This is a genomic window from Oryzihumus leptocrescens (assembly GCF_006716205.1).
GTDB lineage: Bacteria > Actinomycetota > Actinomycetes > Actinomycetales > Dermatophilaceae > Oryzihumus > Oryzihumus leptocrescens.
This window is the reverse complement of sequence record NZ_VFOQ01000001.1, coordinates 1,115,159-1,140,116: the sequence shown is the minus strand read 5'-3', so window position 1 is coordinate 1,140,116 and position 24,958 is coordinate 1,115,159. Positions and strand designations below refer to the sequence as shown.

At 72.9% G+C, this 24,958-nt stretch carries 19 protein-coding genes; 7 read left to right on the top strand and 12 right to left on the bottom strand.

The genetic code is table 11. The annotated features are described in order from the left end of the window. Window positions 1-6: 6 nt before the first annotated feature. The gene (gene ndk, locus FB474_RS05435; protein ID WP_141787714.1) at window positions 7-429 is read right to left on the bottom strand and encodes a nucleoside-diphosphate kinase; all 423 of its coding nucleotides are present in this window, start codon (window positions 427-429) and stop codon (window positions 7-9) included. Window positions 430-439: 10 nt separating this feature from the next. Then, the gene (locus FB474_RS05430) at window positions 440-853 is read right to left on the bottom strand and encodes a DUF4233 domain-containing protein (RefSeq protein ID WP_246092058.1); all 414 of its coding nucleotides are present in this window, start codon (window positions 851-853) and stop codon (window positions 440-442) included. Window positions 854-951: 98 nt separating this feature from the next. On the opposite strand from FB474_RS05430, the gene FB474_RS05425 reads away from it, so the two are divergent. Then, window positions 952-2,166 (top strand): alpha/beta hydrolase, encoded by a 1,215-nt coding sequence (locus FB474_RS05425; RefSeq protein WP_141787713.1) that lies wholly within the window; start codon window positions 952-954, stop codon window positions 2,164-2,166. A 120-nt stretch (window positions 2,167-2,286) separates the two neighbouring features. Here FB474_RS05425 and FB474_RS05420 read toward each other — a convergent pair whose 3' ends face one another. Beyond that, window positions 2,287-3,684, bottom strand: a complete 1,398-nt coding sequence (locus tag FB474_RS05420; protein WP_141787712.1) for a bifunctional folylpolyglutamate synthase/dihydrofolate synthase — start codon at window positions 3,682-3,684, stop codon at window positions 2,287-2,289. Further along, window positions 3,684-6,929 (bottom strand): isoleucine--tRNA ligase, encoded by a 3,246-nt coding sequence (gene ileS, locus FB474_RS05415; protein WP_141789825.1) that lies wholly within the window; start codon window positions 6,927-6,929, stop codon window positions 3,684-3,686. Before ileS ends, FB474_RS05420 begins: the two co-directional genes overlap by 1 nt. A gap of 319 nt (window positions 6,930-7,248) precedes the next feature. On the opposite strand from ileS, the gene FB474_RS05410 reads away from it, so the two are divergent. Next, entirely contained in the window at window positions 7,249-8,610 is a 1,362-nt protein-coding gene (locus tag FB474_RS05410; RefSeq protein WP_141787711.1) for an FAD-binding oxidoreductase, read from the top strand. Window positions 8,611-8,737: 127 nt separating this feature from the next. Here the strand turns inward: FB474_RS05410 and FB474_RS05405 are convergent, their stop codons facing one another. Beyond that, window positions 8,738-9,037 carry a hypothetical protein gene (locus FB474_RS05405; RefSeq protein ID WP_141787710.1) on the bottom strand — a complete coding sequence of 100 codons (300 nt, stop codon included), beginning with the start codon at window positions 9,035-9,037 and terminating at the stop codon, window positions 8,738-8,740. Between the two features lie 211 nt (window positions 9,038-9,248). On the opposite strand from FB474_RS05405, the gene FB474_RS05400 reads away from it, so the two are divergent. Continuing rightward, window positions 9,249-10,340 (top strand): NADH:flavin oxidoreductase/NADH oxidase, encoded by a 1,092-nt coding sequence (locus tag FB474_RS05400; RefSeq protein WP_141787709.1) that lies wholly within the window; start codon window positions 9,249-9,251, stop codon window positions 10,338-10,340. 85 nt (window positions 10,341-10,425) lie between these two features. Here the strand turns inward: FB474_RS05400 and eccCa are convergent, their stop codons facing one another. Then, entirely contained in the window at window positions 10,426-14,394 is a 3,969-nt protein-coding gene (gene eccCa / locus FB474_RS05395) for a type VII secretion protein EccCa (RefSeq protein WP_141787708.1), read from the bottom strand. A gap of 187 nt (window positions 14,395-14,581) precedes the next feature. On the opposite strand from eccCa, the gene FB474_RS05390 reads away from it, so the two are divergent. From FB474_RS05390 to FB474_RS05375, 4 genes are read left to right on the top strand one after another with little or no spacing between them, the layout of a single operon-like run. Continuing rightward, window positions 14,582-16,060: a hypothetical protein gene (locus FB474_RS05390; protein WP_141787707.1), complete on the top strand. Its 1,479-nt coding sequence runs from the start codon at window positions 14,582-14,584 to the stop codon at window positions 16,058-16,060. Window positions 16,061-16,071: 11 nt separating this feature from the next. Further along, the gene (locus FB474_RS05385; protein ID WP_141787706.1) at window positions 16,072-16,854 is read left to right on the top strand and encodes a hypothetical protein; all 783 of its coding nucleotides are present in this window, start codon (window positions 16,072-16,074) and stop codon (window positions 16,852-16,854) included. Next, entirely contained in the window at window positions 16,851-18,506 is a 1,656-nt protein-coding gene (locus FB474_RS05380; protein WP_141787705.1) for a hypothetical protein, read from the top strand. Before FB474_RS05385 ends, FB474_RS05380 begins: the two co-directional genes overlap by 4 nt. Window positions 18,507-18,538: 32 nt before the next feature. Continuing rightward, the gene (locus tag FB474_RS05375) at window positions 18,539-19,003 is read left to right on the top strand and encodes a hypothetical protein (protein ID WP_141787704.1); all 465 of its coding nucleotides are present in this window, start codon (window positions 18,539-18,541) and stop codon (window positions 19,001-19,003) included. 37 nt (window positions 19,004-19,040) lie between these two features. Here the strand turns inward: FB474_RS05375 and FB474_RS05370 are convergent, their stop codons facing one another. From FB474_RS05370 to FB474_RS05345, 6 genes are all read right to left on the bottom strand, one after another. Then, the gene (locus tag FB474_RS05370) at window positions 19,041-19,511 is read right to left on the bottom strand and encodes a hypothetical protein (protein ID WP_141787703.1); all 471 of its coding nucleotides are present in this window, start codon (window positions 19,509-19,511) and stop codon (window positions 19,041-19,043) included. Continuing rightward, window positions 19,508-20,251, bottom strand: coding sequence for a hypothetical protein (locus FB474_RS05365; protein WP_141787702.1), 744 nt, complete (start codon window positions 20,249-20,251; stop codon window positions 19,508-19,510). Before FB474_RS05365 ends, FB474_RS05370 begins: the two co-directional genes overlap by 4 nt. Next, window positions 20,248-21,267, bottom strand: a complete 1,020-nt coding sequence (locus tag FB474_RS05360) for a hypothetical protein (RefSeq protein WP_141787701.1) — start codon at window positions 21,265-21,267, stop codon at window positions 20,248-20,250. The genes FB474_RS05365 and FB474_RS05360 overlap by 4 nt, the downstream gene beginning before the upstream one ends. 76 nt (window positions 21,268-21,343) lie before the next feature. Continuing rightward, complete coding sequence (locus FB474_RS21330) at window positions 21,344-22,831, bottom strand: WXG100 family type VII secretion target (protein ID WP_141787700.1); 1,488 nt, start codon at window positions 22,829-22,831, stop codon at window positions 21,344-21,346. Further along, window positions 22,815-24,254 (bottom strand): S8 family peptidase, encoded by a 1,440-nt coding sequence (locus FB474_RS05350; protein WP_141787699.1) that lies wholly within the window; start codon window positions 24,252-24,254, stop codon window positions 22,815-22,817. The genes FB474_RS21330 and FB474_RS05350 overlap by 17 nt, the downstream gene beginning before the upstream one ends. A gap of 31 nt (window positions 24,255-24,285) precedes the next feature. Then, window positions 24,286-24,912: a hypothetical protein gene (locus FB474_RS05345; RefSeq protein WP_141787698.1), complete on the bottom strand. Its 627-nt coding sequence runs from the start codon at window positions 24,910-24,912 to the stop codon at window positions 24,286-24,288. Window positions 24,913-24,958: the final 46 nt, after the last annotated feature.

The window sequence follows — 24,958 nt, the reverse complement described above, 5'->3', positions numbered from 1 at the left end:
CGGGGCTCAGGCGAGCCCGGGGAACCAGATCTCGATCTCGCGCTTGGCCGACTCCGGGGAGTCCGAGCCGTGCACGATGTTCTGCTGGACCTTCAGCCCCCAGTCGCGGCCGAGGTCGCCGCGGATCGTACCGGGCAGCGCGGCCGTCGGGTCGGTGGCGCCGGCCAGGGCGCGGAAGCCCTCGATGCAGCGCTCCCCCTCGATGACGGCGGCGGTCACCGGGCCGCTGGACATGAAGTCGACCAGCGGCTCGTAGAACGGCTTGCCCTCGTGCTCGGCGTAGTGCAGCGCCAGGCGGTCCTGGTCGGGGACGAAGATCGACAGGGCCACGAGCGTGTAGCCCTTGGCCTCGACCCGCCGCAGCACCTCGCCGGAGAGTCCGCGCTTGAAGCCGTCGGGCTTCACCAACACCAGGGAACGCTCAGTCATGGGCCGGAGCCTACCGATCGGCCGGCGGCGTGGCCGAGCCGGCCTCGGCCGCGTGCGCCCGCGTGAGCGCGTCCATCTTCACGCCCTGCACCAGCGCGGTGACCCACAGCGCCCCGAAGATCAGGCCCACGGCGAGCATCATCGGCACGACGAACGCGGACAGCAGCGTGGCGAGCTGGAGCACCCAGCCCAGGGTGATCCCCCACGGGCGGCGCAGCATGCCGGCGTCGAGGATGCACAGCACCGCGATGGCGCTCCCCACCGCCAGGAAGGCGCCCGAGCTCGACTCGCCGCGTGCCTCGGCCAGGGCGCGGGCCACGAGGGCACCGAAGAACACGGCCAGGCCCTGGCTGCCGATGACGGTCGCCGCGAGGCGCCGCGTCATCTTCTCGGGGACGCCGTAGAGGACCAGGGAGCTCAGCACCGCTCCAGTCTCCCATTGGAGGCAGGGCTGCCCTGGCGCGGGCGGCCGATCCCCAGCCGGCACCCAGCGCCTGTGCAGCAACCGTCCCTACGGTGGCCGTGAGCGGCCGACGGCGCCGCGTCCCGGTGCGGCCGGTCGACCGGGGAGGAGCAGGTGGCACGGTGTTCTCGCTGACCGGGTGGCCGTTCATGGCGCTGGTGGTGCTCGCCACCACGGCGGCGTTCGTCGCCCTCGTGGTCTGGTGGCCGTCGCTGTCCGGCCGCGGGTGGCGCCGCTTCGCCGGGCGCGCCGGGCTGCTGCTCGGCGTCAACGTGCTCGTGCTGCTCACCGCGGCGACCCAGCTCAACGCCCAGTTCCTCTACTTCGCGGACTGGACCGACCTCGAGGGCGCGCTCAGCGGCACGGTCACGACGACGACGCTCCAGCGTGGCGCGACCGCCACGGACGCGGCCTCCCGCGCCGTCGCCGGCGCTGCGGCCCAGCGCGCGACCGGCCGCCTGCCGGCGCTGGCCACCACGACGGACGGGTCCGGGGACCTGCTGTACACCGTGCGCGGGCCGCGCAGCGGCGTCACCGGCCTCGTCGTGGTGCGCCTGCCCGCCGGATACGCCAGTCACGCCAACGCCTCGGTCCGCTACCCCGTGCTGGAGACGTTCCACGGCTACCCCGGCTCGCCGTTCACCTGGGTGCGCAGCATGGGGCTGGGCTCGGCACTGGCCCACCAGGTGGCGGCGCACCGGATGCGCCCTGCGCTCATCGTCTCCCCCGACCTGCAGGTCCCCGCCGGCGCCGACACCGAGTGCGTCAACGGGCGCCCGGGCACCCCGCAGATGGAGACCTGGCTGACCCGCGACGTGCCCGAGTGGGTGGCGCGCACGTTCCGGGTCAGCACCAACCGGTCCTCGTGGGCGACGATCGGGATCTCCTCGGGCGGCTGGTGCGCCGCCATGGCGGCGATGCTGCACCCGGCGCAGTACAGCGCCGCCGTGGTCATGGGTGGGTACTTCCGCCCTGAGCTCGGCCCGAGCTACGAGCCGTACGCCCCCGGGAGCGCGCTGGCGCGACGCTACGACCTCGTTGCCCTGACCCGGCGGCGGCCAGCACCGGTAGCGCTGTGGATGGAGACCTCGCACACCGACCCCGTGTCGTACACCTCGAGCGCCGAGCTGCTCAAGGTGGCCCGGCCACCCCTGGCGATCGATGCGACCGTGCTCCAGCACGCCGGGCACCGCGCGGCGGTCTGGCTCGGCCTCCTGCCCGGCGCGCTCGGCTGGCTGGGACTCAACGTCCCCGGCTTCGCACCGACCAGCTGAGCCCGTGAGTGCGTCCCGGCTCACTCGTCGTCCAAACCACGGTCCCGGTCGCCGGCAGTGTGTTCCCCATGGCCCGGAGCCCGGGGCCATGGGGGAACCCCGTGAACGCGATACGGCCGCTCAGACCTCGGTGACGCCCAGCAGGAGGCGGACCTCGGCGGCGGTGGTGATCGAGCCCGTGGCCAGCACGCCCCCGGCGACGCCACCCTCGTCGGCCAGGCCGGCGGCCCGGTCGAGGGCCTCGGGCAGGCTGTCGACGACGGTGACGCGGTTCTCGCCGTAGATCTCGGTGGCGAGGTCGCCCAGGGCGCGGGGGCTCATGGCCCGCGGGGAGGTGGTGCGGGTGACCACGACCTCGTCCAGCACCGGCTCGAGGATCTCGAGCATCTGCGTGGCGTCCTTGTCCGCGAGCACGGCGATGACGCCGATGATGCGGGCGAAGTTGAACGAGTCCTCCAGCGCCGCGCGCAGCGCCTCGGCACCGGCGGGGTTGTGCGCCGCGTCGACGAGGACCGTGGGCGAGCGGCGCACGATCTCCAGCCGGCCCGGGGAGGACACCTCGGCGAAGCCGGCGCGCACCACGTCGATGTCGAGCGGCTGCTCGCCGCCACCGATGAACGCCTCCACCGCCGCGAGCGCGATGGCCGCGTTGTGCCCCTGGTGGGCGCCGTGCAGGGGCAGGAACAGGTCGTTGTAGTCCCCGGACAGGCCGCGGACCGACACCTGCTGGCCGCCGACGGCGAGGTCACGGGCCAGCACGCCGAACGCGCTCCCCTCGACCGCCGGTGTCGCGCCCACCTCGGCGGCGCGCTCGAGCAGGATCTCGGTGACCTCGGGCTCCTGCACGCCGATGACGGCGATGGCGCCCTCCTTGATGATGCCGGCCTTCTCGGTCGCGATGTCCTCCACCGACGAGCCCAGGAAGCGCTCGTGGTCCAGGGCGATCGGGGTCACGACGGCGACGGTCCCGTCGGCGACGTTGGTCGCGTCCCAGGAGCCGCCCATGCCGACCTCGACCACCGCGACGTCGACGGGGGCGTCGGCGAACGCGGCGTAGGCCACCGCCACGACGACCTCGAAGTACGTCATCCGGGGGCCGCCCTCGTCGACCGACTTGGTGTCGACCATCTCGACGTAGGGCAGCACGTCCTCGTACGCCGCGATGAACTTCTCCGGCGGGATCGGCTTGCCGTTCAGGGCGATCCGCTCGCGGATGTCGTGCAGGTGCGGCGAGGTGAACCGGCCGGTGGACAGGCCCGCCTCGCGCAGCAGCCGCTCGATCATGCGGGTCGTCGAGGTCTTGCCGTTGGTGCCGGTGACGTGGATGACCGGGAAGGCCTTCTGCGGGTCACCGAGCAACTCCATCACCGCGGCGATGCGGTCCAGGGACGGCTCGAGGTCATGCTCGGGCGTGCGGGCGAGGATCTCCTGCTCCACCTCCCGCATGCGCTTGCGGAGCTCGAGCTGCTCGGCCGCGTGCTGCTGGGCCGCGTCGGGACGGCCGGACGACGGCGCCATCAGAGCTTCTTCACCAGGATGCGGATGGCCTGGCCGTCGCCGACCGTGGCCTCGACGACACCATCGCCCAGTGGCAGTGCCTCGAGGTCCGGGGCGGAGCCGAACTGGGTGGCCAAGGTCTCCTCCATGATGAGCTGCTGGTGGGCCACGGTGGCCTCCCACACCTGCTGGTCGCCGGTCACCGTCAGGCTGATCCGGTCGCTGATGTCCAGGCCGGCGTCGCGGCGGGCCTGCTGCACCGCCCGCACGACGTCGCGGGCCAGGCCCTCGGCGGCCAGCTCCGGCGTCACCGTCGTGTCCAGCACGACGAACCCGCTGCCCGGCAGCATGCCGGTGGCCCGGCTGCCCTCGCCGTGGCCGTCCTCGGCCACCACCGTCTCGAGGGTGTACTCCCCCTCCTGCAGCGGCAGGCCGCCGGCCACGACGGTGCCGTCCTCCTGGACGGACCAGTCGCCGGACTTGCTCGCCTTGATGGCGACCTGGACCTGCTTGCCCAGGCGCGGGCCCGCGGCGCGGGCGTTGACGGTCAGCTTCTGGGAGATGCCGAAGTCCGCCTCGCTCGCCGACGCCATGTCCACGAGGGTGACGGTGCGGACGTTGACCTCGTCGGCGACGACCGCGCCGAAGGACTCCAGCGCGGCGGCGTCCTCGGTGACGACGGTCAGGTCCTGCAGCGGCAGCCGCACCCGCAGCGCGTTGGCCTTGCGCAGGCCCAGGGCCGTGGAGCAGATCTCCCGCGCCCGGTCCATCGCCGCCACGAGCGGCTCGTCGGAGGGCAGGTCGGAGGCCACCGGCCAGTCGGTGAGGTGCACCGAGCGGCCGCCGGTGAGGCCGCGCCAGATCTCCTCGGTGGTGAACGGCAGCAACGGCGCCGCGACCCGGGTGAGCACCTCGAGGGTGGTGTAGAGGGTGTCGAACGCGGCCGAGGCCGAGCCGTCGCCGGCGGTGTCCCAGAACCGCTCCCGCGAGCGCCGGATGTACCAGTTGGTCAGCACGTCGAGGAAGCCGCGCACCGAGTCGCACGCCGAGGCCACGTCGTAGGCGTCCAGCTGCCCCTGCACGTCCTGCACGAGGTCGCGCAGCTTGGCCAGCAGGTAGCGGTCGAGCACGTCCTCCGAGGCGGTGGACCACCGCGCCTCGTAGCCGTCGCCACCGTTCGCGGCGTTGGCGTAGAGGGAGAAGAAGTACCACGCGTTCCACAGCGGGATCAGCACCTGGCGGACCCCGTCGCGGATGCCCGGCTCGGTGACGATGAGGTTGCCACCGCGGAGGATCGGGCTGGACATGAGGAACCAGCGCATCGCGTCGGCGCCGTCGCGGTCGAACACCTCGGAGACGTCCGGGTAGTTGCGCAGCGACTTGCTCATCTTCTGGCCGTCGTTGCCCAGCACGATGCCGTGGCTGAGGCAGTTCTGGAACGCGGGCCGGTCGAACAGCGCCGTGGCGAGGACATGCATCGTGTAGAACCAGCCGCGGGTCTGGCCGATGTACTCCACGATGAAGTCGCCGGGGAAGTGGTGCTCGAACCACTCGGCGTTCTCGAAGGGGTAGTGCACCTGCGCGAAGCTCATCGAGCCGGAGTCGAACCACACGTCGAGGACGTCGGCCACCCGGCGCATCGTCGACTGACCGGTCGGGTCGTCGGGGTTCGGCCGGGTCAGCCCGTCGATGAACGGCCGGTGCAGGTCGGAGACCTCGACCCCGAAGTCCCGCTCGAGCTCCTCGAACGAGCCGTAGACGTCGATGCGCGGGTAGTTGGGGTCGTCAGACTTCCACACCGGGATCGGGCTGCCCCAGAAGCGGTTGCGGCTGATCGACCAGTCGCGGGCGTTGGACAGCCACTTGCCGAACTGGCCGTGCTTGACGTGCTCAGGCACCCAGGTGATCTGCTCGTTGAGCTCGACCATCCGGTCCTTGAACTTGGTGACCTCGACGAACCAGCTCGAGACCGCCTTGTAGATCAGCGGCTTCCGGCAGCGCCAGCAGTGCGGGTAGGAGTGCACGTAGCTCTCCTCCCGCACCAGCAGCCCGGCGGCCTTGAGGTCGTTGATGATCGGGCGGTTGGCCTCGAACGCCTGCAGCCCCTGGTAGGCCGGGACCGCGGCGGTGAACTTCGCACCCTCGTCGACGGTGAGGATGGTCGGGATGCCGACCGCCTCACAGGCCTTCTGGTCGTCCTCGCCGTAGGCCGGGGCCATGTGCACCACGCCGGTGCCGTCGTCGGTGGTGACGTGGTCGCTGGCGATGACCTGCCAGGCGTTCTCGGTGCCCCAGACCGAGGTGTCGGTGAGGAAGTCGAAGATCGGGGCGTAGCGCCGGCCGACGAGCTCGGACCCCTTGTGGCGGGCCACGACCCGCTCGGTGGCGTCCTCCCCCAGCTCCCGCGCATACGCGGCCAGGCGCGCCTCGGCCAGGACGTAGCGCGAGCCGTCGTGCTCGACGGTGACGTAGTCGAGGTCCGGGCCGACGGCCATGGCCAGGTTGCTCGGCAGCGTCCACGGCGTGGTCGTCCAGGCCAGCAGCTTCTCGCCGGTCTCCAGCGTCACCGCGACGGTGACCGACGGGTCCTGTCGCTGCTGGTAGACGTCCTCGTCCATGCGCAGCTCGTGGTTGGACAGCGGCGTCTCGTCGTTCCAGCAGTAGGGCAGCACGCGCATGCCCTCGTAGACCAGGCCCTTGTCGTAGAGCGTCTTGAACGCCCAGATGACGCTCTCCATGTACTCCGGGTTGAGCGTCTTGTAGTCGTTCTCGAAGTCGACCCAGCGGGCCTGGCGGGTGACGTACTCCTCCCAGTCCTGGGTGTACTGCAGCACCGACTCGCGGCAGGCGGCGTTGAACTTCTCGATGCCCAGCTCGAGGATGTCGGCCTTGGTCTTCAGCCCCAGCTTGCGCTGCGCCTCGAGCTCGGCCGGCAGGCCGTGGGTGTCCCAGCCGAAGCGGCGCTCGACCCGGCGCCCCCGCATGGTCTGGTAGCGCGGGATGAGGTCCTTGACGTAGCCGGTGAGCAGGTGGCCGTAGTGCGGCAGGCCGTTGGCGAACGGCGGGCCGTCGTAGAAGACGAACTCGTTCTCGCCGTTGTCGCCGGCCGGACGGTTGTCGATGGAGGCCTGGAACGTGCCGTCGGCGGCCCAGTACTTGAGGATCCGCTCCTCGATCTCCGGGAAGCGCGGGCTCGCGGCGACACCCTGCGGGCGCGCTGCGTCGGCGGACTCGGGGCTGAGGAAGTCGACCTTGGGGTAGGTCATCGCGGGCGTCTCCATCTCGTCGAAAGCGTCCGGCTCGTGGCCGTGCCTTTCGCGAGGACGACGTCCCCCGGGTCGGTCCGGGAGGCACCGCGGTACCACCTCGCTTGCCGGACGCGGCCCCCGGTGGCGGGGACACGGCATACGGCCGCTCTGGTCGAAGGCTGTGACGGGCCCACCCGTCCGGTTCTAGTAAGGCCTCGCGGCCCGTTCTTCCGGAGGCTCGCCGGTGATGGCCGGGTCGACGCCTGTGCCCGTCAGTCTAGGGCAGCCGGGGCGCGGGCCGCGATGCGCTTGTCGCGCACCGGCATAGGGTTGGGCCGTGGCAGCGCTCCCCTCCTCGCTCAGCGGCCGTGTGGTCACCGACCCGGACGTCAAGGCGACGTATGCCGTGGACGAGTCCCTGGGTGCCGCGGCGCCGGCGGACTACGAGGTGGTCCGGGCCCGCGACCTCGCCGACGTGGTCGAGGTGATGCGCTTCGCGCAGCAGACCGGCACCCCGGTGGTGCCGCAGGGCGCGCGCAGCGGCCTCGCCGGCGGCGGCGTGGCGATGCAGGGCGCCGTGGTGCTCAACGTCGAGGCGCTCGACACCGTCCACGACGTCGACCCCCTCGAGGGAGTGGCCGTCGCCGGCCCCGGCGTCATCAACGCCGACCTGAAGCAGGCCGCCGCGCAGGCCGGCCTGTTCTACCCGCCCGACCCCGCCTCCTCGGCGTTCTGCACCATCGGCGGCAACGTGGCCACCAACGCCGGCGGGCTGTGCTGCGTGAAGTACGGCGTGACCGCCGACTACATCCGTGGCCTGCAGGTCGTGCTGCCCGGCGGGGAGGTGATCCGCACCGGCCGGCGCACCGCCAAGGGCGTGGCCGGCCTGGACCTGACCGGCCTGTTCGTCGGCTCCGAGGGCACCCTCGGCGTGGTCACCGAGGTGACCGCGAAGCTGGTGCCGGCGCCGGACCCGGCGCTGACGGTGCTCGCGACGTTCGACGACCTGGAGCGGGCCAGCGCGGCGATCATCGCCCTGCGCCAGGAGCGGCACCGCCCCTCGCTCCTGGAGCTCATGGATGCCGCGACGATCACGGCGGTGCAGGCGGTGGCGGACTACGGCTTCCCGCAGGGCTGCGCCGCCGCGCTCATCGTGCAGAGCGACCGGCCGGGCCACACCGCCGAGGACGTGCAGCGGTATGCCGCGGTGCTGGAGTCCGCGGGCGCCGCCGAGGTCGCGGTCGCCGACGACGCGCAGGAGGCGGATGCACTGCTGGCCGGGCGCCGGGCGCTCAACCCCGCCCTGGAGGCCAAGGGGCACCGGTTCATCGAGGACGTGTGCGTGCCGATCGGCCGGCTCACCGAGCTGATCCGCGCCGGGCAGGACATCGCGGCCAAGCGCGAGGTCGAGATCACCATGTCCGGGCACGGCGGCGACGGCAACCTTCACCCCTGCTTCTTCTTCGACCCGGCGGTCGAGGGCAGCCGCGAGCGCGCCGAGGAGGCCTTCGGCGACCTGGTCTCCGTGGCACTCGAGCTGGGCGGGACGATCACCGGCGAGCACGGCGTCGGCTCGCTGAAGTCGCGCTGGCTGGCCCAGGAGCTCGGACCCGCCGAGCTGGCGCGGCAGCGCGCGGTCAAGGCGCTGTTCGACCCGGCCGGGATCATGAACCCCGGCCGGGTCTACTGGTCGAGCTGACCCACCGACGCTGACCCGCGGACGCTGACCGGCCGACCCGGCGCCCGCCGGGCGCAGGTTCGTGACAGTTCGCACAGGGGCAAACCGGTGCGAGCGTCACGAACCTGTGCGTCTTCCGGGGACCGCTTCAGCTGCCGCGGACCAGGTCGTAGACCGGCGTGTACTTCGGGTCGGGCAGGTGCTCCGGCGGCGTCATCCCGCGCTCCTGCAGGAAGCTCATCATCTGCGGCACGAGCTCGCTGTCGCGGAACCGCTCGAACATCTCCGGGGAGTCCCAGATGTCCATCACGTGGCAGCCCTCCCCGGTCTCGGACAGCACGTGGCTGACCAGCCCCTCGGGGGCCTTGGTGTGCACTCCCATCTTGTCGCCCAGCGCCTCGATCAGCTCCCGGGGCATGGGCATGTCCATCTCGACCAGAACGGTCATGGCAGTTCTCCTCAGACGTGGCAGGTCCCCGGCGCGCAGGGGGTGCACCGGGCAGTCCCACGCTGCTCCGGCCGCGGCCGCCCCGGCTCCACCCAAAGGCGCACGTGCCCGTGCGCCTTCAGGTATGCCGTGAGCGCACCTGACCGGGCGGCATACCCGTGGGGTCGATGACACCGGAATAGCCAGCGTGCGCAAGGACTTGGACCATGACGTGACTTCCCTCTTCGAGCCGTTCCAACTCCGTGACGTGACCGTGCGCAACCGCGTGTGGATGTCGCCGATGTGCCAGTACTCCGCGGCCGACACCGGCCCGGCGACGGGCGCCCCGACCGCGTGGCACGCCACGCACCTGCACTCCCGGGCCGTCGGCGGCGCGGGCCTGGTCATCGCCGAGGCGACCGCGGTCACCCCCGAGGGCCGGATCAGCCCGCAGGACCTGGGGTTGTGGAACGACACCCAGCTCGAGGCGTTCGCGCCGATCGTGGCGCAGGTCGCCGCCGCCGGGGCCACGCCGGGCATCCAGCTCGCGCACGCCGGACGCAAGGCCTCGACATATGCCCCGTTCGCCACGGGCAGCGGGTCCGTCCCGGTCGAGGAGGGCGGCTGGCAGACCGTCGCCCCCAGCGCGGAGGCGTTCGGCCACTACGCCGCGCCGCGCGCGCTGACGGGCGCCGACCTCGATGCCCTGGTCGAGGACTTCCGGGCCGCGACCCGCCGTGCGGTGGCCGCGGGCTTCGAGGTCATCGAGCTGCACGGTGCGCACGGCTACCTGCTGCACCAGTTCCTCTCCCCCGCCGCCAACCACCGCACCGACGAGTACGGCGGCGACCTCGAGGGCCGCATGCGGCTGCCGCTGCGGGTGGTCGACGCGGTGCGTGAGGAGCTGCCCGAGGCGCTGCCACTGGTCGTGCGCCTCTCGGCGACCGACTGGCTGCCCGAGGGACAGGGTTGGGACGTGGACCAGAGCGTCGAGCTGTCCCGGCGCCTGAAGGAGCACGGCGTCAACCTCGTCGACGTCTCCAGCGGCGGGCTCGACCACCGCCAGCAGGTCGAGGTCGGCCCCGGCTACCAGGTGCCGTTCGCCGCGCGGATCCGGCGCGAGGCGGGCATCGCCACCGGCGCCGTGGGCATGATCACCGAGCCCAAGCAGGCACAGGACATCCTCGCCGCGGGCGAGGCCGACGCCGTGCTGCTGGCCCGCGAGCTGCTGCGCGACCCGTACTGGCCGCTGCACGCCGCCCAGGCCCTGGAGGTGCAGCCGGCGTCCACGCCCTGGCCGAAGCAGTACCTGCGCGCCCTCTGAGGTCCCCCGCCCACGCGGTTTCACCCGGGCACACGACAGGGCCGGGCCCGGAGAGATCCGGGCCCGGCCCTTGCGGTGCGTGCGGTCAGCGGTGGCGCGAGGGCGTCCAGGCCAGCTGCACGACCCGGTTGCCCAGCTCGCGCGAGACCAGCCGGCCACGACCCGGCACCGAGGGGGTCGGCTTGATCGAGCCGATGAGCGGGCCCTCGTCCGGGCTGCCCGAGAGCAGGATCCCCGGCGCCGCGAGGTCGCGCATCGACTGCAGGACCGGCTCGTAGAGCGCCCGGGCCGCACCGCCGGAACGGCGGGTCACCACCAGGTGCAGGCCCACGTCCGAGGCCTGGGCGAGCAGGGGCACCAGCGGCGTCAGCGGGCTGCCGGCCGAGGTGACCACGAGGTCGTAGTCGTCGACGAGGACGAAGACCTCGGCGCCGGTCCACCAGCTGCGGGTGCGCAGCTGCTCGGGGGTCACGTCCGGGCCGGGCAGCCGGCCGCGCAGGTAGCCGGCCAGGTCGCGGATCTGCTCGGTGGCCTGGTCCTCGGTGGTGAAGTAGCCGGCCAGGTAGTCCTCGGGGACCTCCCCGAGCAGAGCCCGGCGGTAGTCGACGGCGAAGATCTGCGCCTGCTGCGGGGTGTGCAACCGCATCACCTCGCTGGCGTAGCCGCGCAGCATCGCCGTCTTGCCGGAGTCGCTGTCGCCGAAGAGGAACAGGTGCGGCTCCTCGGCCAGGTCCAGCCCGACCGGTGCGAGGTCGGCCTCGTCGACGCCGAGCAGCAGGCGCCGGTCGTTGGCCCCGGCCAGCTCGCGCACCCGATCCAGCCCGATCTCGGCGGGCAGCAGGCGCAGCTTCGGACCGCTCGGGCCTTGCCACGCACCGTTGACGCGGGAGATGAGGTCGTCGACACCGGCGCCGAGGGAGCCGACGTCGCCGCTGTCGTCGACGCGCGGGATCGCGCCGAGGAAGTGGTGCCGGGTCATCTCCACGCCGCGGCCGGGACGGCCCTTGGGGATGTTGGCGGCGACGCGGCGGTCGATCTCGGAGTCGGTCGGGTCACCGAGGCGCAGCTCGATCCTGGTCCCGAAGACGTCCTTGACCTGGCTCCGGAAGTCCATCCAGCGCGAGGTGGTGGCGACCAGGTGCAAGCCGAAGGTCAGGCCACGGCCGGCGAGCTCCTGGATCTGCGCCTCGAGCTCCTCGAACTCGGCCCGCACGGTGGGCCAGCCGTCGACGACGAGGAAGACGTCGCCGTAGCCGTCATCCGCGGTGCCCTCGGCCCGGCGGCGGCGGTAGGTCTCGATCGAGTCGATACCCTGCGCGCGGAAGTAGGCCTCGCGCTGGTCGACGATGCCGCGGACCTCGGCAACGGTACGGCGCACGACCTCCGGCTCGTTGCGGCTCGCGACACCGGCCACGTGGGCCAGCTTGGTCATCGGCGAGAAGGCACCGCCACCGAAGTCGAGGACGTAGAACTGCGTCTCCAGCGGCGTCGTCGTCAGCGCGAGCGAGGCCACCAGGGTGCGGGCCAGGGTGCTCTTGCCGGAGCGGGGACCACCGACGATGGCCACGTGGCCGGCCGCGCCGCCGAGGTTGGCGACCAGGGTGTCGCGACGCTGCTCCAGCGGCAGGTCCACGATGCCCAGCGGCACCACCAGCGACCCGGCGCCGCGCCACTGGCGGCTGACCAGGCCGAGCGCGGGGTCCACGGACAGGTCGGGCATGAGCTGGTCCAGCGAGCTCGGCACGTCCAGCGGCGGCAGCCAGACCTGGTGCGCCGGCCGGCCCTTGCCCCGCATCCGGGCCACGGCGATGTCGAACACCGCACGGTCCTCGACCGGGCCGGTCTCGACCGGCTCGGGCTCGCTGACCTGGTTGAGCCGCAGGACCGGGGCGGCGGTGAACGGCAGGATCTCGCTGACCAGGGCCGAGGAGCTGGCCGCAGCACGGCGCCGCGACTTCGGCGGGCCGGAGACGTAGGCGGCCTTGAACTTCACCAGCGTCGTCTGGTCCGGCTTGAGGTAGCCCAGGCCCGGCACGGCCGGCAGCTCGTAGGCGTCGGGCACGCCCAGCACGGTGCGGGACTCGCCGGCGGAGAAGGTGCGCAGGCCGATCCGGTAGGACAGGTGCGACTCCAGGCCGCGCAGGCGCCCCTCCTCCAGTCGCTGCGAGGACAGCAGCAGGTGCATGCCGAGGGACCGGCCCAGGCGGCCGATGGCCACGAAAAGCTCGACGAACTCGGGCTTGGCGCTGAGCAGCTCGGAGAACTCGTCGGCGACGATGAGCAGCGCCGGCAGCGGCTCGAGGTCGGCGCCACCGGCCCGGGCCCGCTCGTAGTCGTGGATGTTGGCGAAGTTGCCCGCAGCCCGCAGCAGCTCCTGGCGGCGAACCATCTCGCCGTGCAGGGCGTCCTGCATGCGCTCGACGAGGGTCAGCTCGTTGCTGAGGTTGGTGATCACCGCCGACACGTGCGGCATGTCGGCCATGCCGGCAAAGGTCGCACCCCCCTTGAAGTCGACCAGCACGAAGTTCAGCGACTCCGAGGAGTGGGTCATCGCCAGGGCGAGCACCAGGGTGCGCAGCAGCTCGGACTTGCCCGAGCCGGTCGCGCCGATCACCAGGCCATGAGGGCCCATGCCCTGCTGGGCGGACTCCTTGATGTCCAGGGAGACGACCTGGCCCTGGGCGCCGACGCCGATCGGCACCCGGAGCCGGTCGCGGGCCAGGCGGGGACGCCAGGCGGCGTCCACGTCGTAGTCGCGCACGTCGCCCAGGCCGAGCAGGTCGACCAGCTCGGTGGCGCCGGCCAGGGCGTCGCGGCGCTCGGGCGCGGCACCGGCATACAGCGGGGCCAGGCGGCGGGCGGCGGCCTCGGCCTGCGCGATGGACATGCTGTCGGCGACGCCCTGGGCGGGCTCGCTGCCGACGGTGAGGATCTGCATCGGCGACAGACCGGCATACGGCCCGTTCACCTGGGGCTGGCCGAGGGCCAGCCGCATCCGCCCCGGGGTGGTCAGCTCGTCCCAGCGCTCGGGCAGGTGCAGGACGGTGACGCCGAGGACGCCCTCCTCGGTGATGATCGCGTTGCCCGGCGGCACCTCGCCGCCGTCGACCACGAGCAGCACGTGCGGCAGGACGGCCTGGTCGGTGCGCCCGAACCGGGGGCGCTCACGCAGGTCCTCGGGCAGCAGCGGCTCGAGGTCGGTCAGGGAGGTGGCGACCAGGCGGGACTGCCCGACGCCGTCCCGCTCGCGCAGGCTCTGGCTGTGCGGCAGCCACTTGACCCACTCCCACTCCGGCAGCGCCTGCTCGGAGGCCACCACGGCCACCACCAGCTGGTCGGGGGCGTGCTGGGCGGCGACGGCGCTCACCATGGAGCGGGCCAGACCACGGGTGGGCTGCTCCTCGCCGGTGACCTCGATGCGGGAGAAGAACGGCAGCGAGACCGCGGCCGGCAGGTCCGGCTGGATCCGGTGGGTGGTCAGCAGCCGGTGCAGCGCCGAGGCCGCGACCGGGTCGAGCTGGGCCATCGGCGGGGTCTCGGGGGCCTCGAGGGCGATGCACAGCGGCTGGTTGGTGCGGCCGAAGCGCACCCGGAGGAAGTCCTCGTCTGTGACCGCCCGCTCCCAGACGCGGGAGCGCTCCTCGCACAGCACCGGCAGCGCGTCGGGGGCCGGGTAGTTCCACTGGGCGGCCCGGCGCTGGCGCCGCGCCGCCTCCCGGACCGTCTCGCGGACCTCGGCCAGGTAGGAGAGGTACTCGCGGCGGGCCTCGCTGACCCCGGCGCTGTGCTGCTGCTTCTGGCGCCAGCCGCTGACGCCGACGAAGCCGACGGAGGCCAGCAGGAACATGCCGGCGGCGATGTAGCCCTTGACCCCGGGGCTGGCCAGCGCGACGAAGGCGATCGAGCCCACCGAGCCGAGCATCGGCACGGCGTTCATCAGCAGGCTGCTCGCACCCTCGGACGGGGTGATCTCCGGCGGTGGCTGCAGGACGATCCGCCCCGACGGCACCTCGGGGGCCTGCTCGCGAGCGCCCCTGCGCAACGTGACTGCCATGTGTGTGCGCCTCCTGCTGTTCCGGCGTCCCCCACCGTCGCGACGGGACTCGCGCTTCCCCAGACCGGCGTCGCCGGCGAGCCGCCAACCTATCGTGCGGCCTCAACCGGTGACGACCGCCCGGCCCCCTGCTGCGCGGGGGGCACTATGGTGCTCCCGGAGCAGGGACCGACAGGGGGAGGCTCGGATGACGCTGGCCGACGCTGCCGCACAGCGGGTCACCGTGGTCGCCGGAGGACGGCACCACGACCTCGTCGCCCCCTCCCAGGCACGGGTCGGCGACGTGCTCCACGCCCTGGGCTTCGCCGCGGACGACCGGGGGTATGCCGTGGCCACACCCCTCGGGCGGGTGTTCGGCCCCTACGACCTGCTCGCCGAGGTGGCCGCCGAGGCGACCGTGCTGACCGTGGTCGACGCGCACGGCACCGAGGGGCCGCGCGGCCAGGTCGACCTGGACCGCTCCCCCGGCGCCTCCGGCGGACGCGCCCGCGCCAGTGACCCGGCGCCAGCGCCGGCGGTCGAGCCGGCCGCCCCTGACGCCCTCCCGCCCGTGGTGGACCGCCGGGCGGCCGGCTTCGCCGGGTCCTCAGCCGCCCTGGCGCTCGCCGCGGTGCCCGGCGGCCTGGCCCTCGTGGCGCTGGCCGTGCTCGGGACCAGCACGTACGGGGAGCACCGCACCGACACCCCCTGGCTGTGGGGCTGCTCCGCCGCCCTCTTCCTGGTGACCGGACTGGCCCTCGCGCTGCGCGCCGGCGACGACCGCGCCTCGGTGGGAGCCCGACTGGTGGCGCCGGTCCTCGGCGTCGCGGCCGGCATGAGCCTGCCCGCCCTCGACGCCGCCGGCGCCGGACGGGTCGCCCTCATCGCCGGCTGCACGGTCGGCGCCGTCGTTGCCGGCGTGGCCCGGGTCAGCTCCGGTGCCCGCGACGGCGCCGCCCGGGTCGCCCTGGTGGTCCTGGCGGTCCTTGGCGTGGTCAACGTGCTGGGCGTGCTGCTCGAGTGGCCGGGCTTCGCCGTGGCCGCCGTGGTCGCGGGCCTGGCGCCGATGGTGGTGCGGATGCTGCCGTCGCTGGGCCTGGAGGTCCCTGACGAGCAGCTGGTCGACACCGAGCGCCTGTCCACCACCATCTGGTCGGTCCGCGAGCCCACCCGCCGGCGCCGGCGCCGGATCCGCCTGCCCGAGCTGCAGCACCGCTTCCGCGAGGCGCGTGACGTGGTCGCCGCGGGCACGCTGTGGGGCGCGGCCCTCGCCCCTCTCGCCCTGGCCGTCCTGCTGGCCACCCCCGGCCGGACGAGCGTGTCCCGCTGGGGTGCCGTGGGGCTGTGCGCCCTCACCGTGATGGGGCTGGGCTACCAGTCGCGCGCCGTGCGCGACCGGCTCCCCCGCTTCGCGCTCCTCGGCGCCGCCGCGGTGGTCCTCGCCGAGGGGCTGTACGCCGTGGGCCAGCTCGCCGGGCCGGCTGCGGCGGCGGCCCTGGTCGCCACGGTGCTGCTCGTCGCCGTCCTCGCCCTGACCGGCTCCCTCGCCTTCGTGCGGGGCTGGAGCTCGCCGCGCCTGTCGCGGCTGGCCGACCTGCTGGAGGGACTGGCCGTGGTGTGCTGCCTGCCCGCTGCCCTCGTGGCCGGCGACCTCCTCGAGATGTTCCGACGCCTCACCTCCGGATAGGGAGTCCGCCTGTGACCGAGAAGAGCACCTGGCTGCCCACCTCCGGCACCGCGCCGGAACGCAGCGAGCGACCTCGCGGCAGCCTGCGGTTCCGCTACCGCCTGGCCCTGGTCATCGCCTTCCACCTGGTCGTGGCCGCCGGCGTGTGGTGGGCGCTCAACCCCGACCTGGACAGCAGGTCGGCCGCACCGGGTGGCCTGCCCGTGTTCCCCGAGATCATCGCGGGCCTGATCTTCATCGCCGTCAGCCTCAACGTCTCCTCGCGAGTGCCGCTGTGGGGTGCCGTCGCGGCCTTCATCGTGTGCGTGGGCGCCCTCCTGGGGCTTGTCCCCGCGGTCGAGAGCGTCTACGCCAACACCGCGATGACGCGGGTCGAGGGTGCCACGGTCGTCAAGACCGTCGAGCAGGACATCGGCATGCAGCAGGTCGACTACCGGCTGCCGGACGGGAAGATCACACGGGGCTACTACATCGAGGAGTCCCGCTCCTGGTCGCGCATCCGGAGCTACCGCCGCGCCCACCCGTCCTGGAGCTGGACCTCGGGCATGCGCGGTCCCTTCCTCTCCGTGCCGCGCGGCGCCACCCTCGCGGTCCTGGTGGACCCGGCGGGTCACGCCTACGCCCGCAACGCCGACGCGAACGGCAACCACACGACCGAGCTGATCTACCTCGGGACGGTCGGACCCGCCTGGCTGGTCGTGGAAGCCACCATGGCCTCCGCGCTGCTGCGCCGACGCAGCCTGGCCCAGAAGCTCGGGCGGGAGGCGGACGCCGAGGCCGGGATCCCGTCGTGATCCTGGCGCGCTGGCTCAGGGCGGCCCTGACCTGGCTGGTGTGTGGTTATGCCCTCGCCGCCGCGATGGCGGCCCCCATCTACCTCGTGTGGCTGGTCGACGACAGCGGACGCGGCCTGCTCGTGGCCCTCCTCGCCGGGCCGCTCACGGCAGCGCTGGGGTCAACGGCCGCGACCGCGAAGCTTGTCGCCGTGCTCGAGCTCGCCGGTGCCCGGGCTGACCAGCAGGCGACGGCTGCCGCAGCCGATGCCTTTGCTGCGGAAGGGTTGCGTCGCCCCACGGTCTGGCTCACCCCGACGCTGCGCCCGGATGAGGCCCTGAGCCTGCGCGGTCTGCGCCGCCACCACGTCCTCCTGCCGTCGTCGGCGACACTGGGTGCGGACAGGGCCGTGCTGGCCGAGGCCGTCCGACAGGAGCGTGACGGCGCTTCGCTGCTGGCGCCGCTGCACGCCGCGACGTGCGCGTGGCTTCGCACCTGGGTCGACATCACCGGCTGGCTGCTGCAACCGCTGCACGACCGGAGCCTCAACGTCTGGCTGCGCACCGGCCTGCTGCCGATGGTCCCGGTCGCGCTGCTCACCGCTCCGATGATCCCCATCGCCTGGCTGGCCTGCCTGCCCGGGTCGGTGCTGCTCGGCCGACGCACGAGCGAGCAGCTGGCACGGGGGCTCGGGACGGCCGACGGCCGGCCGGCGCTGCGCCGGATCCGCGTCTACGCGCCCAAGGCCTGGTGGACCCGTCGCTACGCCCCCGCCATGACCTGGGGTGAGGGTCGCCTGGTCTCCGTGGACAAGGACCCGGCGGCCAACCAGTCGGCCCGCACCGGCCTGCTGGCCGTGCCGCGGGCCGTGGCTGCGGGCATGGCCCCGTCGACCGACATGGCCCAGCTCGCCATCGCCGTCCTGCTGCCGCTGCTTGCCTGGTTCGCGGTCGCGGTGCCTGCCGAGCGGATGGTGATGCCGGGCGAACGCGCGGTCTCCGCACCGGTGGTGCGCATCGTCGAGGACAGCAACACCCCGGTGCCTGGCGCATTGCCCGGGCCAACCACGCCGGTGGCCCGCGTCGACGGACGTGAGGTGGTGCTGCCGACGACCGAGCACCCGGTCCGGGTCGGGGACACGCTGCGCCTGGCTGTCCGAGCGGGCGGGACCGGCCCCGAGGTGCGCAACCGCGACCAGGACAGCACCGCGCGCCTGCTGTGGGGTGGCTTCCTGCCCGTGCTGTTGCTGCCCATCGGTCTGCTGCTGCTCCCCCGGAGGCTCCTGGACATCAGCGGTGTGGACGCCACGAGCCGCCAGGTCCGTCGCGCGGCCGGCCTCGACGCCGGCTCGCCGGAGCCCGTCGGCGGCCCAACCGACCGTCGCCTGCGGCGGCGTCGCGTCCGGCGCCTCCTCACCACCTGGCAGCTCTGGGTCTCCGCCCTGGTCTGCTCTGGCGTGGTCGGCAGCGTCGTCGGGTGGGTCGCCGGCACGGTCGGACGACTCTTCGGCGCTTCGAGCGTGTGGCACGGCACCGGGACGGTGGTGGGGTTCGTGCTGGCGTTCGTGACGTTCGCCACCCTTGCGGTCCGCAACGTGCTGGTGCGTGGTGACGACGAGCTGGTGGCGATGTTCCAGGGTTCAGGGCAGGAGGGAGGCGGGGGCGATGCGTAGCAGCACCTGGCTCCCGGGTGCTGGCTCCTGCCGTGTGCGACGTCTACCACAACTTCGTCATGCAGCGGTCCGGGGACGCCGTCGTGACCAAGGCGCTCGTGTCGCCGGACAACGGCGTGACGCACGCGACGGTGAGGCTGAGCGACGTGGAGACCGTCCCTGCGGTGCTCACGATCCCCGGGTCGTACGACCGCTTCACACGGAGCTCTCTCGGCTTCCTGCAACCGGTGCACTTCGGGCCGTTCCGGACGGCTGGCCAGGGGTCTCGCGGACCGGTGCTCGTTGACCCCTACGGCATCTCGCCCGCGGTCAACGCCGACCCCGACGACACGACCCCGGCGGGCAGGCGCGTCGCATTGTGGTGGGCCGCCGGAGCGCTTCTGGCCTGGGTCCCGATCGAGCTGCTGGTGCTGTCAGCCCTGACCCGCCGTCAGGGATGGTGGCAATGGCAGGTCAGCACGAACCGCACCCGCCGCCGGCGGACGACCGTCGGCTGAACCTGCACGGCCCCTGCCGGTCGCAGGGCGCCCCGGCTCACTCCTCCGGACGGCGGACCGGCAACGCGCGCACCTGCGTCATGAGGGCACGCAGCTCGGCCTGGTCCTGGCGGATGACCCCGAACAGCTCCCCCATCTCGTCCTCGTCGCCCTCCTCCGGCTCGGCCTCCTGCAGCTCGGCCAGACTCTGCGCCTGCCGGTCAGCATGCTCCCGCAGCCGCTCCGCCTCGACGGAGCCGTCCTCGCCCCGGACCACCGCGGACACGCTGGTCTGGTTGAGGTCGATCCGCCGTTGGAGACGCTCCCAGTCGGCTCCCAGCTCACCACGCCTGGCTTGCTCGGCGCGCTCCTCGTCGGCGGCGCGCATCTGCTCGCGCATCTCGCGGACGTCCCGCTCCAGCCCGCGGTTGATCTCGTGCATCTCCCCGATGAGGCCGCGGATCTCCTGGAGCGCCGACTGAGCCCGCGCGACCTCGGCCTCGGCTCCGCCCCAGTCGCCGGCCGTCATGCGAAGGCCTTCGTTGCCGCGTCGTCGGCCTCGTCCGCGGCCACGAGGTGCATCGCACTCGCGAAGCCGTTCAGCACCACCGTGATCCGCGTCAGGATCGTGTTGACCTCGTGGATGATCGTGACCGCCTTCTGCAGGATCAGCAGGAACTTCTTGAGCAGCTCGTAGCCGCGGTGGATCTTCTCCCAGAACGACCTGATGTGGATGGCCACGTCAGCCGCGCCGGCCAGCCAGCCCACCACGGGCACGGTGGCCTCGACGATGAGGCGCTCGACCTCGGACATCAAGAGCTGCAGGACGTTCGCGATCCCTTCCGCAGCCGCCTTCGCCCCGTCGACCAGGGCCCCGGACAGCTCCGACAGGGCCCGGCAGCCGCGCCCGTACGTCGTGTAGCCGTCGCTGAGCGACGTCATGCGGGCGCGGAACGCGTCACCGGCCCCTCCCTGCCACGAGGTCTGCGTCTGCGCCGGGAGGGCCGCGAAGTTCTTGCCGACGGCGTCACTGGCGAGGCCGGCCTGGACCCACCCGCCCTGCGCCCGCTGCATCGCGGTCCAGTCGCCGACGAGGGGCTTGACCAGCTCTTCCAGGGGGTCGATGCCGAAGGCCTCACGGATGAAGCCCAGGACCCCACCGAGGAGCCAGCCGCAGTCGTCCTCCAGCTTCTTGGCGAAGTCGGTGGGGTCCGGGATGGCCGGCTCGATGAGCGCTGACCTCGGGTCGATCGTCTCGGCAATGCTCACCAGGTGCCCCCCTTGTCGGTCCGGGCCCAGGTGGTGCCCGCGGTGTTGGCCGCGCCGTGCGCGAGGTCGTTGACGTCCTTCGCGGACTCGAAGGCGTCGCGCGCGCCCGCCAGGCCGTCGAGGACGCCGTTCGTCTTCTCGCCGAGCTCGCCGAGCCCGTTGCTCAGCTCCAGTGGCGCGCCGAGCTCGTGTGGCGCCCAGGTGCTCCCGGGTCGGCGGTTCTGGGTGATGTAGCCGTCCTGGTCGGCGGCCCCCGAGTAGGCCGTGCCGTCGGGGACGTGGCCGGCGGCGTAGCGACTACCGCGGTAGTAGCCCTGGTCGAAGGCGCTCTGCACCTTCGTCTCGTGGGCGTAGTCCTCGGGGGTGCGATAGCCCCCTGACGGATCCATGCCGGCACCGTTGCCCTGGTTGTACAGGTCGCTGTTGTAGTGCCCGGCACGCCACGTGTCGGCCCAGTTCGGCTTGGGCTTCGTCTCCGGGTCGTTGATCGCCCAGCTGTCCTCGATCACCTTCGCCCCCACCTCCTTGGTGGTGTCCCTGAGCGCGCTCCCCGCCGCCCCCAGGACAGAGCCCGGCTCGTAGTAACCCGTGGAGCTGAAGTGCGCAGCCTTGGCGTAGTCCTCCGGCAACGGGACGTCGGAGCGGGCCGGACCGAGGGACCCGCCACCGACCGGGGGCTTGTAGGGAGCCACGGTCCGCCCCGCCGCCTTCTCCTTCTCGGCGAACCGGTCGTAGGCGGCCTTGTCCATGCGCAGGTAGGTGGACCGGGTCAGCCCGATCTTGGACGCGCAGTGGTCGGCAACCTGACCGCCGTGGTCCAGACCCGTCTCGGCCTGGCTGAGGCAGCCGCTGTAATGACCGCGCAGCAGGCTCATCAGCCCCTGGAACGCCCCCGGCGCGGAGCAGGTGCTGCTCACGTAGCCACGGATCGCCGCCATGTGGCCCTGCTGCCGCTCGAAGAGCTGCTCGGCCAGGTCCATCTGGCCGATCTCGACATCGAATCCCCCGCCACCCATGGGTGACTCCTCCCTGAGCTCACAAACCCCGTGGTATGCCGGGTACGCCGGCCCGCAGGCCGGCGCACCTCAGTGGTCACTCCCAGACGGACGGGCTCGCGCCGGTCTCGTCGTCGTACCAGTTCTCCTCGTCCTCGTGGGTGAGGTAGTCCCGGTCGCGCTTCTGTCGTCCGTCGGCCCCGCCGCCGGCGCCGCCACCCTGGGCGGTGCCGCCGGTGCCCCCGGCTGCTCGCGAGCCCGCGCTGCCCCGGGACCCGGCTGCCCGCTCGGCAGCCTCGCCCTCGGCGGCCGCACCACTGCCCCGGCCTCCCGGGCCATCGAGCTTGGGCACGCCGTACTTGCCGGCACCGGAGGCGCCTCGGACCGCGGAGCCACCGGCGCCGCTGCCGCCCATCCCGCCACCGCCGCCGCCACCGGGCATGAGGCCACCACGGCCGCCGGCGGCCTCGCCGGCCGCGGCACCGGCGCCACCCGGCATACCGGACAGGGCGCCACCGGCGCGGACCATGCCCGCCGCGCCGCGACCGCCGGCCGAACCCAGCGCGGCCTCACCGTCGGCGACGACGGACCCGAGACCGCCGCGCAGACCGCTGGTCAGGCCCGACAGGCCGCCCTTGGCCGCGCCGGAGCCCCCGCGCAGGATGCCGCCGACGGAGATGCCGCCGGCGAGCATGCCGCCGACGCCGGCCGCGCCGGTCAGCCCGGAGCCGCTCCCGCCGGAGACGCCGCTGACACCGGGCGGCAGCGAGACGTCGGCGCCCGGGATGACGCCGCTCACGGTGCCGTCCGCGGACGTCACGAAGTCACTGCCCGGGTTGGCGGACCCGAAGGACGGCACGACCTGGGCGATGGTCTGGTCGCCGCTCTGGGTGTTCCAGCCGGAGCTGGACACGTAGTGGTTGGTGCCCGAGGTGCTGGCCCCGGTGAACGGTGAGGGCCCGCTGCCGCCGCCACTCTGAACCGGAGGCTTCGGAGGCCACCGATCAACCGTAATCGCAGTCTTGCGGTGGTAGCCCGTGACCGGCACCTGCGCGGTCGCGGCGCCCATGTCCGAGTTGAGGCCGGTGAGCACTGAACCGGCGGCTGCCTCACGCTTGGCCTTCTGGTCCGCCACCGCCTGGTCGTAGGCGGCCTGGTCGAGCTTGGGCGGCACGGTGGTGCCGTCGGTCTTGCACATGCCCGGCGAGGTGTACTGCTGGGCGTCGACCGAGACCGGGACCGTGGCCACCCGCGTCTCATAGGCGGTCTGGGCGTCGTTGGCCGCTGCGACGGCCTTGCTGAGCGCGTCGCTCACCTGGTGCAGCTGGGCTGCTCGTGCGTCGAGCGCGGACTTGAGGGTGTCCATCGCCGAGAAGGCCGCGCTGGCGGCATCGCCCTTCCACGACGCGCTGAGCTCGCTCTTGGTCGCCTCGACGCTCTTGGCCAGCGCCGTGATGTCGTCTGCGGCCTTGCTCCAGTCCTTGGCCGCGGGTCCGGCCTGGGACGAGAACGAGTAGATCTTGCGGAGCTCCTGCTCCTTCGGGCCCCCGGCGTAACCGCCGCCCCCGTCAGATGCCACTGCCATGACTGCTCCCCTCCAGTGCTTTCTCCTCGGCCGGCGCCTGCCGGCTCCGTCCCCGCCTGACTGCCATCGCCACCCCACCGGCGGCCACCAGCACGATCACCACGCCCCCCAGCACCCACACCAGGGGTGACCCTCCGCCATCGGCAGAGTGCGGTGCCGCGGCCGCGCCGCCGGACGTCGCCGACGCCGTGCCCGTGGCGGTCGCAGTCGATCCCTGCCCGGGCAACGGCTTGCCGGTGACCTGGCTCCACGTCGGCAACACCTTGTCGTCGTTGCTGATCTCCAGGACGGGGTTCACATCCGGGAACTGCGCGGGCTGGCGGTACATCATGTCCGCGGGGTCGAAGATCCCCCAGCCGAATCCACCGCCCGACTGCTTCACCGCCGGGAACCCGGACCCCACCCGACGGAAGCCGTAGACCCATCCGCTGCCGCCGCCGGACGCGCTGCCTCGCGTCAGTCCCGGGGTGTTGACCATCATCTGCAGGAGCTGGTTGCCCGTGGCCTGTGGGAAGTGCGACCACACGGCTGCGAGACCACCGGCCACCAGCGGCGTGGCGAGTGAGGACCCGCGGCAGGCGCACGTCCCGCTCACCCATCGGCCACCCCGGTGGGAGCCCATGAGCATGTTCGTCCCGGGGGCGGCGATGTCGACCAGCCCGGCGCTCTTGGTGCCGTGCGCCGCCAGGGGGTCCAGCTTGGCGTGCCGGTCCACGAAGTTCACCGACACCACGCCGTTGGCGAGGGCGGGGTAGTCCACGCCGCCTTGGTCATCGGTGCCGGAGACGACGATCACGCCCGCGCGTTCGGCTCGGGCGAGGGCGGCGATGAACAGCGGCTGGTTGAACCCACCGTCCAGGCTGATGCTGATGATCTTCGCGCCGTCCTTGACCGCCCGGTCCATCGTCTGGGCCATCGTCTGGTCGAACGAGTTGTTGCAGACGTCGTTGTCACCCCGACCCAGGGCGTAGAACCGCAGCGTGGCGTCGGGGGCGATGCCTCGCACGCCGGGACCGCCGTTGCCCCGCCCCGTGCCCACGATCAGTGAGGCGACGTTGGTGGCGTGGTCGGCCGCGGCGCCCGTTCCGGTCGCCACCGCCTTGTTCGGGCAGAGCGTCGTGACCGAGGCAAGCTTGCCCTTCAGCTCGGGGACGCTGGGGTCGATCGGCTCGTCGATGACGGCCACGGTGATGCCCTTGCCGGTGCCGTACTTGTGCAGCTCGGCGTAACCCATGGCGTCGTACCACCACTGCGTGGGCTGGTCGGCCGCGGACAGGGCCACCGGAGCAGGCACCGCCGCCTGTGCCGCCGGCGCGTGGGAGAGCGCGGAAGCGAGGGTGGCGCCCAGCGCCAGGCTGAGTGCGGCCGCCGTGGCGAGGGCACGGCGCCGTCTGCCGGTCGGACGGGCGGTGGTCGGGCTCACGTGGCTCCTTCTCGTGCTGGCCGGGCCGAGCTCAGGCACCCGGCTTGTCGCTGGCGTAGGGGTCGGCGCTGGCCTGGACGCGGGTCTGCCCGTCCTTCGGCGTCGGGGCCGTGGTCGGGGCGGAGCCACTCGCTGCGGGGGTCACCGTCGCGGCGTCGCCCTGGTCCGCCGAGGTCGGTGCGGACTGGCCGGCGCCCGAGTGCTGCTCGCCACGGGTCTCGCGGACGACGTCGGAGGCGTCCGCCGCCTCCTCGGTGTGCGTCTGCGCGTCGTAGTTGCGCTGCACCGCCAGCGTGGAGCTGTCGTTGCCGAAGTGGGCGAAGACCGACTCCGCTCGGTGGTCCCGGTCCTCCATGTGCTGGGCCACCGCCAGCAGCTTCTCCTGGTAGGCCTTGACGTCCTTCTGGACGCCGGCCAGCGTCGCGACGTAGATGTCGTAGGCGGCCTGGTAGACCTGACCGAACTCCTGGCAGGAGGGGATGTCCGAGAACGAGTCCGCGCTCAGCCCCGTCGAGGTCACCTTGCTGTGGCTGGCCTTGGCGTGCTCGGTCCACACCGCGCCCTTGGAGTGCGCCAGCCGACGGATCATCTCGAAGTCGTACTCGGCGTGCTGTCCCCCCGGGTAGCCGCCGCCCCCGCCATCTGCCAGGTAGTTCATCGCGTTTCCCCTTTCACGCGGTCGTGCTGGTCACTCGCAGCCGTCG

What these genes read in the sequence shown, in the direction of transcription:
- ndk (WP_141787714.1), bottom strand. Translation starts at nt 429, where the DNA reads ATGACTGAGCGTTCCCTGGTGTTGGTGAAGCCCGACGGCTTCAAGCGC.
- FB474_RS05420 (WP_141787712.1), bottom strand. Translation starts at nt 3,684, where the DNA reads ATGGCGCCGTCGTCCGGCCGTCCCGACGCGGCCCAGCAGCACGCGGCC.
- ileS (WP_141789825.1), bottom strand. Translation starts at nt 6,929, where the DNA reads ATGACCTACCCCAAGGTCGACTTCCTCAGCCCCGAGTCCGCCGACGCA.
- FB474_RS05405 (WP_141787710.1), bottom strand. Translation starts at nt 9,037, where the DNA reads ATGACCGTTCTGGTCGAGATGGACATGCCCATGCCCCGGGAGCTGATC.
- eccCa (WP_141787708.1), bottom strand. Translation starts at nt 14,394, where the DNA reads ATGGCAGTCACGTTGCGCAGGGGCGCTCGCGAGCAGGCCCCCGAGGTG.
- FB474_RS05390 (WP_141787707.1), top strand. Translation starts at nt 14,582, where the DNA reads ATGACGCTGGCCGACGCTGCCGCACAGCGGGTCACCGTGGTCGCCGGA.
- FB474_RS05370 (WP_141787703.1), bottom strand. Translation starts at nt 19,511, where the DNA reads ATGACGGCCGGCGACTGGGGCGGAGCCGAGGCCGAGGTCGCGCGGGCT.
- FB474_RS05360 (WP_141787701.1), bottom strand. Translation starts at nt 21,267, where the DNA reads ATGGGTGGCGGGGGATTCGATGTCGAGATCGGCCAGATGGACCTGGCC.
- FB474_RS21330 (WP_141787700.1), bottom strand. Translation starts at nt 22,831, where the DNA reads ATGGCAGTGGCATCTGACGGGGGCGGCGGTTACGCCGGGGGCCCGAAG.
- FB474_RS05345 (WP_141787698.1), bottom strand. Translation starts at nt 24,912, where the DNA reads ATGAACTACCTGGCAGATGGCGGGGGCGGCGGCTACCCGGGGGGACAG.